This window comes from Arcticibacter svalbardensis MN12-7, assembly GCF_000403135.1.
Classification (GTDB): domain Bacteria; phylum Bacteroidota; class Bacteroidia; order Sphingobacteriales; family Sphingobacteriaceae; genus Arcticibacter; species Arcticibacter svalbardensis.
In genome coordinates this window covers 78,876-92,185 of sequence record NZ_AQPN01000141.1, presented here as the reverse complement: position 1 = coordinate 92,185, position 13,310 = coordinate 78,876, and the positions used below count along the sequence as shown (strand labels likewise).

General features: G+C 38.1%; 13 protein-coding genes. 4 read left to right on the top strand and 9 right to left on the bottom strand.

The window, feature by feature from the left end:
* Positions 1–63: 63 nt before the first annotated feature.
* The 6 genes from fcl to rfbB all read right to left on the bottom strand — a co-directional run bounded on the left by fcl (position 64) and on the right by rfbB (position 5,797).
* Positions 64–1,005 carry a GDP-L-fucose synthase gene (gene fcl, locus ADIARSV_RS18585; protein WP_016197204.1) on the bottom strand — a complete coding sequence of 314 codons (942 nt, stop codon included), beginning with the start codon at positions 1,003–1,005 and terminating at the stop codon, positions 64–66.
* 75 nt (positions 1,006–1,080) lie between these two features.
* Positions 1,081–2,196, bottom strand: coding sequence for a GDP-mannose 4,6-dehydratase (gene gmd / locus ADIARSV_RS18580; protein ID WP_016197203.1), 1,116 nt, complete (start codon positions 2,194–2,196; stop codon positions 1,081–1,083).
* A gap of 236 nt (positions 2,197–2,432) precedes the next feature.
* Positions 2,433–3,290 carry a glucose-1-phosphate thymidylyltransferase RfbA gene (gene rfbA, locus ADIARSV_RS18575; RefSeq protein WP_016197202.1) on the bottom strand — a complete coding sequence of 286 codons (858 nt, stop codon included), beginning with the start codon at positions 3,288–3,290 and terminating at the stop codon, positions 2,433–2,435.
* Complete coding sequence (gene rfbD, locus ADIARSV_RS18570) at positions 3,287–4,150, bottom strand: dTDP-4-dehydrorhamnose reductase (RefSeq protein WP_016197201.1); 864 nt, start codon at positions 4,148–4,150, stop codon at positions 3,287–3,289. The genes rfbA and rfbD overlap by 4 nt, the downstream gene beginning before the upstream one ends.
* Positions 4,147–4,704: a dTDP-4-dehydrorhamnose 3,5-epimerase gene (rfbC, locus tag ADIARSV_RS18565; RefSeq protein ID WP_016197200.1), complete on the bottom strand. Its 558-nt coding sequence runs from the start codon at positions 4,702–4,704 to the stop codon at positions 4,147–4,149. Before rfbC ends, rfbD begins: the two co-directional genes overlap by 4 nt.
* Positions 4,705–4,744: 40 nt before the next feature.
* Positions 4,745–5,797, bottom strand: a complete 1,053-nt coding sequence (rfbB, locus tag ADIARSV_RS18560; RefSeq protein ID WP_016197199.1) for a dTDP-glucose 4,6-dehydratase — start codon at positions 5,795–5,797, stop codon at positions 4,745–4,747.
* 488 nt (positions 5,798–6,285) lie between these two features.
* On the opposite strand from rfbB, the gene ADIARSV_RS18555 reads away from it, so the two are divergent.
* Complete coding sequence (locus ADIARSV_RS18555; RefSeq protein WP_016197198.1) at positions 6,286–6,648, top strand: helix-turn-helix domain-containing protein; 363 nt, start codon at positions 6,286–6,288, stop codon at positions 6,646–6,648.
* Between the two features lie 10 nt (positions 6,649–6,658).
* Here the strand turns inward: ADIARSV_RS18555 and ADIARSV_RS22265 are convergent, their stop codons facing one another.
* On the bottom strand, positions 6,659–9,229 hold the full coding sequence (locus ADIARSV_RS22265; RefSeq protein WP_016197197.1) for a WcaI family glycosyltransferase: 2,571 nt from the start codon (positions 9,227–9,229) through the stop codon (positions 6,659–6,661).
* Between the two features lie 516 nt (positions 9,230–9,745).
* Here ADIARSV_RS22265 and ADIARSV_RS18540 point away from each other — a divergent pair.
* Together ADIARSV_RS18540 and ADIARSV_RS18535 are read left to right on the top strand one after the other, a co-directional pair.
* Positions 9,746–10,312: a UpxY family transcription antiterminator gene (locus ADIARSV_RS18540; RefSeq protein WP_016197196.1), complete on the top strand. Its 567-nt coding sequence runs from the start codon at positions 9,746–9,748 to the stop codon at positions 10,310–10,312.
* 12 nt (positions 10,313–10,324) lie between these two features.
* Entirely contained in the window at positions 10,325–10,717 is a 393-nt protein-coding gene (locus ADIARSV_RS18535; protein WP_016197195.1) for a helix-turn-helix domain-containing protein, read from the top strand.
* 47 nt (positions 10,718–10,764) lie between these two features.
* On the opposite strand, the gene ADIARSV_RS18530 is transcribed toward ADIARSV_RS18535, so the two are convergent.
* Both ADIARSV_RS18530 and ADIARSV_RS18525 read right to left on the bottom strand, forming a co-directional pair.
* On the bottom strand, positions 10,765–11,067 hold the full coding sequence (locus tag ADIARSV_RS18530; RefSeq protein WP_016197194.1) for a hypothetical protein: 303 nt from the start codon (positions 11,065–11,067) through the stop codon (positions 10,765–10,767).
* Between the two features lie 313 nt (positions 11,068–11,380).
* Positions 11,381–12,679, bottom strand: coding sequence for a nucleotide sugar dehydrogenase (locus ADIARSV_RS18525; RefSeq protein ID WP_016197193.1), 1,299 nt, complete (start codon positions 12,677–12,679; stop codon positions 11,381–11,383).
* 28 nt (positions 12,680–12,707) lie between these two features.
* Between ADIARSV_RS18525 and ADIARSV_RS18520 the strand changes: the two genes are divergently transcribed.
* Complete coding sequence (locus tag ADIARSV_RS18520; RefSeq protein WP_016197192.1) at positions 12,708–13,310, top strand: trimeric intracellular cation channel family protein; 603 nt, start codon at positions 12,708–12,710, stop codon at positions 13,308–13,310.

Sequence of the window (13,310 nt, the reverse complement as noted above, 5' to 3'; positions counted from 1 at the left end):
TGGAAAATTGCCCTTTTTAAATATGTATTCGTTTTAGAAATGAATTACAATTCAATTAGTTCTCTATGAAAGAACGTTTTGATGTTTGCTTAAGAAATCCTGATAAGCTAATTGAATTCCTTCAGGTAGCTCAATGGTATGTTTCCAACCGTAACCATGGAGTTTGGAGACATCCATTAATTTACGTGGAGTGCCATCAGGTTTGCTGGTATCAAACTCAATACGGCCTTCAAAACCTATAGCATCCTTAACCAATACAGCCAACTCTTTAATGGTCACATCTGTACCAGTTCCTATATTTACCAATCCGGGTTCATTATAGTGCTGCATCAGATAATAACAGGCTTCTGCAAGGTCATCAGCGTATAAGAACTCCCTCATTGGTGTTCCTGTGCCCCATATCACTACTTCTTCAGCTCCACTTTGTTTTGCTTCATGAAAGCGTCTGATCATGGCAGGTAAAACATGTGAGTTTTGTGGATGGTAGTTATCATTTAAGCCATACAGATTGGTAGGCATCACAGATATGTAATTACATCCATATTGATCCCGGTAGGCATCGCACATCTTTATTCCTGCAATTTTCGCAAGAGCATAAGGCTCATTGGTATATTCGAGGGGACCGGTTAACAAGTATTCTTCCTTTAAAGGCTGAGGCGCCATTTTAGGATAAATACAGGAAGAACCCAGAAACATTAATTTGGTAACCCCATTAAGGTAAGAATTATGTATAATATTATTCTGTATACATAAGTTTTCATACAAGAAATCGGCCCTGTAGGTACTATTAGCGACAATCCCTCCTACTTTTGCTGCGGCAAGAAAAACATAATCAGGCTTTTCTTTTTTAAAAAATTCAGTAACAGCGGCCTGATCACGAAGATCAAGTTCTTTAGAGCCACGTGTTAAAAGGTTTGTAAATCCTTCGGCCTTTAGTTTTCGTGTTATTGCTGACCCAACCATTCCATTATGGCCGGCAATATATATTTTACTCGTCTTTTTCAAAAGGTTATTTTATATAAAAACTAATGCGAAATAAGAGCATATTATCTCTAAGCCGCATTAGTTTAAATGAATTAATTATTCATATTGATTTTTAACGGTATACCCCAGTTCTTTAAGCGTACGTTCTTTGCGGAACAGCTCTACATCTGAAGTCATCATGTCTTTAACCAGTGCCGGTAAATCATATTTAGGAATCCATCCCAGCTTAGTGTTAGATTTAGTTGGATCACCGATCAAAAGTTCAACTTCTGTTGGACGGAAATAACGGGGATCGACTGCAACCACCTGAGTGCCTGCTTCAACCTGGTATTCAGGATTAGAGCAGGAAATAACGAATCCTTTTTCATCTATTCCTTCGCCTTTGAATTCGATATGAATTCCTACTTCAGAGAAAGCCATCCGGATGAAATCACGAACGGTAGTGGTAACACCTGTAGCAATGACAAAGTCTTCAGGAACTTCCTGTTGCAGAATCAACCACATAGCTTCTACGTAATCCTTGGCATGTCCCCAATCTCTTTTGGCATCCAGGTTTCCAAGGTATAGGCTACTCTGCATTCCCAGGGCAATCTTGGATACCCCTCTAGTGATTTTACGCGTTACAAATGTTTCTCCGCGTAATGGGCTTTCATGATTAAACAGGATTCCGTTACAGGCAAAGATGCCATACGCCTCACGGTAGTTGACTGTGATCCAGTATGCATACATTTTAGCCACAGCATAAGGAGAACGCGGATAAAAAGGTGTGGTTTCTGATTGTGGAACTGCCTGTACCAATCCATATAATTCGGATGTGGAGGCCTGATAGATCTTCGTCTTTTTAGTTAAGCCTAAAATACGAATGGCCTCAAGCAAACGAAGGGTGCCGATACCATCTGCATTTGCCGTATATTCCGGGGTATCAAAACTTACCTTCACATGGCTCATGGCTCCAAGGTTATAGATTTCATCAGGTTGTACCTGCTGAATGATACGGATCAGGTTAGTGGAATCGGAAAGATCGCCATAATGTAAAAAGAAACGAACATCTTCGTCATGAGGATCCTGATATAAATGATCAATACGATCGGTATTGAACATGGAACTTCTGCGTTTTATACCATGTACTTCATATCCTTTGGATAATAATAATTCGGCAAGATATGCACCGTCCTGACCTGTAATACCTGTTACTAAAGCCTTTTTTCTCATTTGTAATTTTTTAATTCTTATCTGTTTTGAAATATTATGATATTACAGATTAGGCAATTTACACAATTTGCTAATTGCTAACCCATATGTTACCTAATACTAAATAACCATTTCTCTTTGGTAGTAAATATAAGTTGATAATTCAAAATTTACAATAGATTTAATGCTTTATTGTAAATTTCATTACGGTTATACCTTTTTTGGACTCATATAAATATTTATATCAGCTCGATATCCTAAATCAATTTCATTAGATACTGTCCGTATCCACTTTTAATAAGTGGTGTAGCAACCTCTTTAAGCTGCGCTGCATTGATAAAACCCATCCGGTAAGCCACTTCTTCGATACAGCCAATCTTCAGTCCCTGGCGGTCTTCTATGACCTGTACGAACTGACCTGCCTGCATCAGAGATTCAAAGGTTCCTGTATCCAGCCAGGCTGTGCCACGGCTCAATACCCCTACCTTCAGTCTGCCTTGTTCCAGATACACTTTGTTCACATCCGTGATCTCATATTCTCCGCGTGGAGAGGGTTTAATATTTTTGGCTATCTCAATCACCGAATTATCGTAGAAATATAATCCCGGTACTGCATAGTTGGATTTAGGGTGTTCGGGTTTCTCTTCTATCGAGATCGCCTTTTTATTGGCGTCAAATTCCACTACCCCATAACGCTCCGGATCGGATACCTGGTAGGCGAATACGATTCCTCCTTTGGGTTCGCTCAGTTCCTGCAACAAATGTGAAAGGCCATCGCCATAGAAGATATTGTCGCCTAAAATCAAAGCCACACTATCTGTTCCCACAAAGTCTGCACCGATTACAAAAGCCTGGGCCAGCCCATTGGGCTCTGCCTGTACCGCATACGAGAAGGTACAGCCTAGCCTGCTTCCGTCACCCAACAGCTTTTCAAAGCCTGGCAAATCATGCGGGGTCGAGATGATCAGAATTTCTTTGATCCCGGCCAGCATCAATATCGACAGCGGATAATAGATCATCGGTTTATCGTATACCGGCATCATTTGTTTACTGGTTGCCAGGGTCAGAGGGTGAAGCCTGGTGCCTGAGCCTCCTGCAAGTATTATTCCTTTCATGCTTGTTGTTTTAATTTGGTGATACACGTAATTAAACTATCTCTCCAATAGGGGATTTTTAATCCGAAGGTGCTTTTGATCTTTGCTTTGTTCATGACCGAAAAGGCCGGACGTACTGATTTTGTCGGGTACTCCGCTGTGGTTACCGGATGAACCTGTACCTGTGTTTCGCTGATATCAAAGATGGCCTTGGCAAAATCGTACCAGGAAGTCACCCCTTCATTGCTGTAATGATAGATCCCGTAGGATTCGTTTTTGGATTCAATGATCGTCAGGATCGCATCTGCCAGGTCAATCCCATACGTTGGGGTACCTACCTGATCGGCTATGATGCTCAGTTCATCACGGTCTGCCCCAAGCTTGAGCATCGTCTTGACAAAGTTGTTCCCATATTCGGAATACAGCCAGCTGGTGCGGATGATGTAATGTTTTGCCGTCGCCGCGATCACTGCCTGCTCTCCCTCGAGTTTAGTCAGCCCGTACACATTCAGCGGATGGGTTTCCTCGCTTTCGGTCAGCAGATGCGGAACGTTGCCTTCAAAGACGAAGTCGGTGGAGACCTGTACCAGAATGGCATCATGAACACGGCAAAGACGGGCCAGGTTTTCTGCCCCTTCGCTGTTTATCCTTCGGGCAAGATCAACTTCATCTTCGGCTTTATCGACGGCTGTATACGCCGCGCAGTTGATCACATAGTGTGGTTTCTCGCTTTCAAACAGAATTTCAAGGGTTGCCATATTCAGGATATTGCCCTTATCTTCTCCCGGAAAAACGATATCTTGTATTGATCTTTCGGCCGAGACCTTTTTCAGGCAGCTGCCCAGTTGTCCGGATGCCCCCATTACCAGGATCTTGCTCATCGTGTTAATCTTTCTTTAAAGGTTTGAAATGTAGCATTGACCTGGTCTTTTTCTGATACCAGGATATCCCCTGCGGGAAGCTGCCAGTCTATGGCCAGATCGGCATCACTATAAAGCAATGACCCTTCGGAGGCTTTATTGTAATAGTTATCGCATTTATAAAAAAACTCCGCTTCAGGGCTCAGCACGGCAAAGCCATGGGCAAAACCGCGTGGAACAAATAGCTGTCTTTTGTTTTCAGCACTCAGCAGCACGCTGACATGCTGACCGAACGTAGTTGAACCTGCACGCAAGTCTACGGCTACATCCAGTACCGTGCCTTTAATGGCACGCACCAGTTTAGCCTGTGCATAGCTTCCCTGTTGGAAGTGCAGGCCACGCAGTACTCCATAGGTGGACAGCGACTGGTTATCCTGTACAAAATGTACATCCAGTCCGGTCTTTTCATTAAAACCCGCTTCATTGAAACTCTCAAAGAAGTAACCCCTTGAATCGGGGTAGACGGCCGGCTCGATGATGAAACAGCCTTCGAGTTGTGTAGGGATGATATTCATGTAATTCTTTTATGCTGGGGTGATGGAATTGGTAATGGAATTAGCGTGCGTTATATTGCCCCTGATAATAGGACTGGTAATTGCCCGAGGTGACGTTTTCAAGCCACTCTTCATTCTGCAGGTACCAGTCTACCGTTTTCTCCAGTCCTTCTTCAAACTGAAGGCTTGGGGTCCAGTTCAGTTCCCGCTGTAATTTGGATGAATCGATCGCATAACGCAGGTCATGGCCTGCACGGTCTGTCACAAAGGTGATCAGTTTGGCTGATGTTCCTGGCTCGCGGCCCAGTTTGCTGTCCATAATCCGGCACAACTCATGAATCAGGTCAATGTTCTTCCATTCATTATGACCACCGATATTGTAGGTCTGTCCCGCTTCTGCACCATGGAACAGGACATCGATCGCACGGGCATGATCTTCCACCCATAACCAGTCGCGTATATTATCTCCCTTACCATATACCGGTACGGGTTTGTTGTTCTTGATGTTGTTGATGGCAAGCGGAATCAGCTTTTCAGGGAAATGAAACGATCCGTAATTGTTCGAACAGTTGGAGATCACTGTATTCATTCCATACGTGTCGGCATAGGCCCGTACGAAATGGTCGGAACTGGCCTTCGATGCGGAATAAGGACTATGAGGATCATATCCGGTTTCTTCTGTAAACAGGCCTTCTTCACCCAGTGTTCCGTATACCTCATCGGTGGAGACATGATAGAAACGATGTGCAGGATATGCGTTCTTCCAGTACTTGCGCGCTGCGTTAAGGAGGTTGACCGTGCCCAGCACATTAGTCATCACAAACTCTAAAGGATTGAAAATAGAGCGGTCTACATGGCTCTCTGCGGCCAGGTGGATCACCGAATCAAATGACTCTTTTTCAAAAAGGTCATCAATAAAGGCGGCATCCACGATATCGCCTTTTACGAAACGGTAATTAGGCTGATCTTCTATATCTTTTAAATTGGCCAGGTTACCCGCATAAGTCAATTTATCCAGGTTTATGATCTGGTATTCGGGATAGGTAGTAACAAATCTTCTGACTACATGTGATCCGATAAAACCGGCTCCCCCTGTGATGAGTATTTTCTTCATAAATTATCTTACTAGCAAATATGAACAAATCTACACACTTTAAACGAAATCAAATCAGTACAGTATGAAACAAGTATTCAAGATGCTCTCGTTACTAATTATTAAAAAACAAAGTTTTTCTAAAGTTTAACTTCAAACAACATAAGAAATTGCAAATCTGAATTATATCTAGCGTTTAGTTTATAAAAAAAATAAAAGATAAACATCCAAACTAATCTTCTTTCCGTACATAGATAATGAGCATATATGTATATTAATGTTTTTTGGAGTCTCAATATCGGTACAGATATTGTTTATTGAACAGAAGATGCGAGAATATCTGATTAAGTTATGTGACGCAGGTCACTTTTATTATTGTAAATTTATATAAATGAGATAAATAACGAGCAAAAAATTCCACACATGAGGAAATAAATACACAGATCGTGTATATATAAACAAAAAAAACACTTGGTAACACTAGTTTTAAATTAACTAACTCTCAAAACATGCTAATTCATCACGGACAAATTATCGAAAAAGTAGTAAGAAGAAATGGGCACTCAATAAGTGACGTTGCACGCTTAACGAATGTAAACAGACGCTCAGTCTATAACTGGTTTAATCAACAACAACTTAAGCCTGAAATTATTTATAGGATTGGATGTGTCATCAATCATGATTTTTCTGTAGAGCTACCGCAGCTCTTCACATCTGAAGATTTTCAAAAAGGATTTAGAAAAACTTCATTCTTAAATAATAGTACGGATCAACCTGAGGATCTTTACAATAAACATTATTGGAAAGATAAATACATTGATTTACTGGAACGCTACAACACCTTGCTTTTACACAAGGTATCGGTGGCGTAACTATTTTAATTTATGCATGCCTTAGATCAAGATATTCTAAGGTACTTTTATTTACTAATGAAGGTTCTGTAAGATATAGCATCACATTGCTAATTATATTATTTTTATTCAGATACTTTTCAGCATACCAGCGACCATTTACGGTTTCGCTGGTATGGTCTGATACACAGCAATCCAGAATCGCTTCTTTTAAAGCATTATCATCCTCGCTTGGAATCACAATTCCCATTTCATGATCCATTATAACTTTATATAAAGAAGTGCCCGGATCGGCTGTTACTAGAGCCAAACCTCCTGATGATAATATTCCTGTTAATTTTGATGGCAACATTAGATCTGCTGCATTTTTCTTTTGTAGAACAAGATGCACATCGGCCATATTTAACAAGCTATTAAACTGTTCTAGAGGTTGAAGTGGCAAGAAAAAGATATTGCTTAACCGCTCCTTGTTAACTAATTTAATCAAGTGCTCTTTATATGGTCCAATTCCACAGATCACAAATTTAATAAATCCATAAGCCTGCAAGCTTTTAGCAATAGGAACCAGGCTTTGCAAACCCTGTTTTTCACCAATACTTCCTGAATAAAGAATAATTTTATCCTCTACGTTAAATCCCCAGGCTTTTTTTAATGATTGCCGATCAGTAATAGGAAAAAGCTTTTGAGTATCGACCCAATTAGGAAACATAATAATATCACGCTGAACCTTCTTTTGAATATTCGCTTTCATTCCTCCTGAAATAGTACTTACATAATCCACACTATTCAGTATATATTTTTCGAGCATGAATAAAATCCTGAAAGCAATGTCACCCTTAATTATTCTTAACTGTTTGGCAGACTCAATTTGCATATCATGCACATGATAATCTATCTTACCACCTTTAAAAAAACGATAAAACAGACTAAGAAAACCTAAATGGAAAGGAGGTGCCATTACAAAAATCTGATCATGTTTTTTCTTGAACAGCAAAAAGAATATTATAAAAAATGAACTTATAAAAAAAGTAAGCTCTTGCAAAACTCTCTTTAAACCGGAAGGAACTAAAGGTATGTACATAGGACAACGAAAAACAGTAAGCTTCCCTTCCTTCTCTGTTTCCTTTTTAAACCATTTGCCCGAATATGGTTTATGAATACTCCAGTTAGGATAATAAGGAAAAGATGTAACCATGGTAACCTGGTAGTCATCATCTACAAGCCAGTCCACCATTTCACCTGTATATTTTCCTATTCCGGTTAATTCGGGAGCAAAATTGATTCCCAGAATTAACACCTTTTTTTTATGAGGAGTACAGACCTTCCTATTTTTAGCTTTAAACTTATGTTCCTCTTCATGAATAGGGGAAACAGATACCTCTTTTGGCTCATGCTGTTTTTTAACTACTCTCCCTAGATTCAATTTTTCCACGTACTGTTTCATCACAATTGCAAGAGCGAAACGACTCTCAAAAGCCTGCCTGGCATGCTCTCCCATAACTATTTTATCATTAGAAGATAAGTTATGCCAAAATTGAAGAAGAGTTCCTGTACCGTATAAGGTATCATCAGCAACTAATCCCGCACCTTCATTAGCAATATCATTCCATATGTTCACCTGATTTGATATCAGCACCGGTTTACTGCAAGCCAAAGCTTCAACTACTGCGATACCAAAATTCTCCTGATGACTGGGCAAAACGAATGCATCACACCCATAATATGCACCCCATTTCAAATTACCAGACAACATTCCAGGGAAAATGATGTGATTGCTACTAGACGAAATAGATTCAGCCAGTTCCATTAACTGCTTTCCATGCAGGCTCTCTAACCCTGGTCCGGCTAAAAGCAATTTAGGTAGTACCTGCAAAGGATCTTTTTCTAAAAGCGAATGAGTAAATTGCTTATAGGCCTGAATCAACATCGCTATTCCCTTTTTCTCATCTATTCGACCAAGAAAAAGTAGATATCGCTGATTTTCAAGTTCCGGAAAACGCGCATAGAAATCCGCCATCATCACTGCGTTTTTTACAGGAGGTTCTTCAACACCAAGTCCTACTACCAATTCGCTTTTAGGGTGAAATGGCAGAAAGGTCATTTGTGCTAATCTTTTTTCCTCATCGCATGTAAATAAAATGCCATCTGCAAAATTAACAAGCTTTTGCTCCACTAATTTCCAATAAATAATGTTCCGTATCGCTTTTAACTTTCTTCCCTCCGCTTTTTGAAAATATGGATCAAGCATACCATGAGTCATGATATATAATTTAGGCCGATTTTCTGCAATTACTTTTAGTGCTTTATACAATGCATATCCAGGATATTGCCATAAACCATGAAGAATAACATTGTCATATAGCTTAAGATTCTGTATTAACCAAGGATAAAAAGATTTATGATAATGCCATGGACCTGTTCCTTGTCCAACAGCATGAATCTTGATAGCACTACTCTTGATATAATCACTTAGAGGATCATCAAGACAAACAACTTCATTTTGAATTCCTTCATCATACAAGCCAATAATAAGTGTCCTTACAGCTTGAGACACTCCGCCAAAATTAGGATTCACTGAAGGAACAACATGCAGTACTTTCATTTATTGATAGATTAGATATAGCTATTTAATTGTTGAAATATTAAATTGATCTGGCAAACTGAGTATTATAAAATCACACCTCATATTTGAATAACAAGAGTGAAAAAATATTTAACAGCAATCCATATTAAGTATTCTTTACATCACTTAATAAAACATAAATAAAGTGCTATTAAGTCATTAAAAAAATTAATCTCTATTTGAATATGCCTTTAATTATTATCATAAAAGTAACGTCGTTATTCTGATTATAGGAATAAATCTAGTATATGTAGCAAAACGCGGGAATTAATGAGAAACACTGGCTACCAATTAATTATATGTGTGAACTATTGTAAATAATAGTAACCAGTTCAATATTTCAATATGTTTCATAAGTTTTCACACTTATCTACAAAGTGTTATACATGGTGAGAAAGTATCAGATTTTCGAGAAGGTTTTTAATTAATTTCGTATTAATGTTAAGTTATAATAACAAGATTAATACAAGTTATACAAGGTCAGAAATCAGGGATATGAACGGAACTTTACTTACAAAAAATGAAGGTTTAAAAAAGACATGGATGGTGATCTATACACGTTCAAAATGGGAAAAGAAAGTTGATCGCTTATTAAAGGAAAAAGATATAGAATGTTTTTGCCCTCTGGTAAAAACTAGTCGTAAATGGGCAGACCGAAACACAACTGTAGAAATGCCTTTGTTTAGTTCTTATTTATTTGTTCGTATTAATTCACTGGAACAAAATAAAGTAAGAGAAACAATGGGAATCATCAATTTTATTTATTACTGCGGTAAACCGGCAATAGTAAATGATGCTGATATTGAAAAAATAAGACAAATAGTAGATACATACAAAGATATTGAAACTTTAAGCATACGAGATTTTTCTCCTGGAGATCGAATCAAGATAACACAAGGAGCTTTCATTAATTGTGAGGGGGAAATTATGGAGGTTAAAGGCAAATCAGTTTTAATAAGTATCCAACAATTAGATTGCGTATTGATCGCAAAAGTATCCGTTAATCAAAATATCATATTTGCAAATTCTATTGCTGGTTCAGCATTGGCTGCACAGGCTTAACTAAAAAAAAACATGAATGAAAATTTCAAAGATCAGCACTATGGACAAATTATTGAGAAGGTAATTAGGAGAAATGGGTACAGCATCAGTGAACTTGCACGCTTGACGGATGTTAATCGCCGCTCAGTATATAATTGGTTTAACCAAAAATATCTAAAACCTGCAATTATTCATAAAATTGGTGTAGCTCTTAAACATGACTTCTCAAATGAGTTTCCTGAGTTATTTATGAAAACCGACCAACGAAGCCTCCCTAACACGCCTGATGAAGCCGTATATGTTGAGGAGGAATTTGACGGAAGAACACGAAACGAGCAATATTGGAAAGACAAATATATTGACTTGTTGGAAAAACATAACCAGCTACTACTAGCCTACGTTGAAAAGAATTCGCTTTATCTATAAAAGATCGGCGATAATAATCCCCCATAATCAGGGGGTAACCCATTAAATTAGATAGGTAGATTGTTTTCTTGCACGGGACTTAACATTGTTTTTAATAAGAAACCAATTTCTCTTAAAAAGAGGAGATGTGGTCTTATTTGTTCAATGGTTAAATCTCCGCGTGCAGAGTCAATTAACGTGTCCGAAATTTCTTGAGTAAGCACCTCAAATTGTGCCACATTGTCCAAAGGCATAAATTTTCCACACTGCTCAATGAATGCCTCGATCTCCTCAATGTTGACTACATAATCAGTTCCATTCATTTTCAGCATTGGCTGATCATGAAAGCTTATCGATTTTTCTATTACCATCTGTGCCATAAGTAAATATACGTATATAATAAGGTATTTATACGCAAATAAAAATAAAGAGTTTTTATATTTTTAAATAAAAAAAAGAGTATAAATACAATTATGAACTTATTGTATTTATACTCTTTCGGACTATTAGTAAGGAATTTAGGAAATTATATGTCTTTACTATTAAACAACATTTATATATCATGTTCTTTTTGTTAAAAATTAATTGATAAGATTTAAAACCAAAACAAAAATATATTTAATCTCTAAACTTCCGCTCTATTATTTTATCTATTATTCCACATTTTCGACTTTATAAGACCAATTATAACCTGGCATCTACTATTTCCCGTCTTAAACATGCTTTAGTATCAAATATTACTCCATCTTCCATCTTTAAGGCCTCATAATCTAAACCTAAGAACTCTTTATGAGCTACCGCAACTATTATGGCATTATAGCGAATACTCATATCTAATGTATTTAATATATCCACCTTATATTCCCGTTTAACTTCTTCTTTATCTGCCCATGGATCATAAATAACCACTTCTACTCCAAAATCCATTAATTCATGATAAATATCAACCACACGGGTGTTGCGTACATCAGGACAATTCTCCTTGAAAGTAACCCCTAAAATCAACGCCTTAGAGCCTTTAATACGTTGATCTTTTTGAATCATAAGTTTAACCACTTTATCAGCTACGAAAGCCCCCATGGCATCATTTACCCTTCTGCCTGATAAAATAACCTGTGGATGATACCCCAGCGACTGCGCTTTATAAGCCAGATAATAAGGATCGACCCCTATACAATGCCCTCCAACTAGTCCTGGTTTATATTTTAAAAAATTCCATTTGGTACCTGCAGCTTCAATAACATCATTTGTATCAATTCCAATCCGGTCAAAAATGAGCGAGAGTTCATTCACAAAAGAGATATTTACATCACGCTGCGCATTCTCGATCGCTTTCGATGCTTCCGCAACCTTTATACTAGGTGCTTTATGCGTTCCGGCTAAAATAATAGAACCATATAAGGCATCCACTTCATCAGCAATGAAAGGCGTTGAGCCACTGGTTACTTTTTTAATTTTAGTGAGCGTATTAATTTTATCTCCGGGATTTATACGTTCAGGCGAATATCCCGCAAAAAAATCTTTATTAAATACTAAACCAGATACTTTTTCCAGTACAGGAATACATACCTCCTCTGTACAACCCGGATAAACTGTAGACTCATAAATGACCACATCACCTGCTTTTAATACCGAACCCAGCATTTCGGAAGCCTTTATCAAAGGTTGAAGGTCGGGCGATTTAAACTCATCTATTGGAGTAGGCACAGTAACTATAAAGGTATTATAAGCAGATAAATCCTCCTTGTTCCATGAAAAGCAAAGACCTTTGCTAACCATAACCAGTTGTAAATCATCAATATCAGCTTCCTGTGTACGGTCTCGTCCTTCCGACAGTTCCTTTACACGCCCCTGATTGATATCGAAACCCAATACAGGGTATTTTTTAGCAAATTCGATAGCAAGAGGCAATCCTACATATCCGAGACCAATAACCGCAATCCGTGCATTTTTAGCCCGATATGTATGTCCAATAGAATCCATAGGGTAAAGTTAATATATTTGTCAAATAATGACGATAAGCTATGCACTAGAACTTCTGGGATGTATTTCCTTTGCTATCTCCGGAACGTTCGCCGGGATCCAAAAAAGGCTCGATATCTTCGGTGTCCTAACAGTTGCTTTTGTTACCTCTATTGGAGGAGGAACGGTTCGCGATATACTCATGGGTGAGTTACCGGTAAGCTGGATGCTGGATAAATTTTATGCTGGTGTAACTTTTTTTTCAACCATTGCAACATTAATCTTCTGGAAGCGTCTAAAAGCTTTTAAGCTACCTTTATTTCTATTTGATACCATTGGTCTTGGTTTGTTTACCATCCTAGGTGTACAAAAAGGTCTTAATGCAGGATTAAAACCGGAAATATGTGTTGCTTTAGGTACCATAACCGGATGTTTTGGAGGTATTACCAGAGATATATTACTGAATAATATCCCATTACTATTTCGAAAAGAAATATATGCTACTGCATGTATTGCTGGAGGATTGGTGTATATTACATTGATAAAAGTAGGAATCGATATTAATATCACCCGATTTACTTCAATTATTGTGATCTGCATCATACGAATTGTGGCGGTAAAATATAAAATGAGTTTGCCAAGAATGTATTGA

Coding starts and splice junctions, on each gene's coding strand:
- gmd (WP_016197203.1), bottom strand. CDS start 2,196: ATGAGAAAAAAGGCTTTAGTAACAGGTATTACAGGTCAGGACGGTGCA.
- rfbA (WP_016197202.1), bottom strand. CDS start 3,290: ATGAAAGGAATAATACTTGCAGGAGGCTCAGGCACCAGGCTTCACCCT.
- rfbD (WP_016197201.1), bottom strand. CDS start 4,150: ATGAGCAAGATCCTGGTAATGGGGGCATCCGGACAACTGGGCAGCTGC.
- rfbC (WP_016197200.1), bottom strand. CDS start 4,704: ATGAATATCATCCCTACACAACTCGAAGGCTGTTTCATCATCGAGCCG.
- rfbB (WP_016197199.1), bottom strand. CDS start 5,797: ATGAAGAAAATACTCATCACAGGGGGAGCCGGTTTTATCGGATCACAT.
- ADIARSV_RS18555 (WP_016197198.1), top strand. CDS start 6,286: ATGCTAATTCATCACGGACAAATTATCGAAAAAGTAGTAAGAAGAAAT.
- ADIARSV_RS22265 (WP_016197197.1), bottom strand. CDS start 9,229: ATGAAAGTACTGCATGTTGTTCCTTCAGTGAATCCTAATTTTGGCGGA.
- ADIARSV_RS18540 (WP_016197196.1), top strand. CDS start 9,746: ATGAACGGAACTTTACTTACAAAAAATGAAGGTTTAAAAAAGACATGG.
- ADIARSV_RS18535 (WP_016197195.1), top strand. CDS start 10,325: ATGAATGAAAATTTCAAAGATCAGCACTATGGACAAATTATTGAGAAG.
- ADIARSV_RS18530 (WP_016197194.1), bottom strand. CDS start 11,067: ATGGTAATAGAAAAATCGATAAGCTTTCATGATCAGCCAATGCTGAAA.
- ADIARSV_RS18525 (WP_016197193.1), bottom strand. CDS start 12,679: ATGGATTCTATTGGACATACATATCGGGCTAAAAATGCACGGATTGCG.
- ADIARSV_RS18520 (WP_016197192.1), top strand. CDS start 12,708: ATGACGATAAGCTATGCACTAGAACTTCTGGGATGTATTTCCTTTGCT.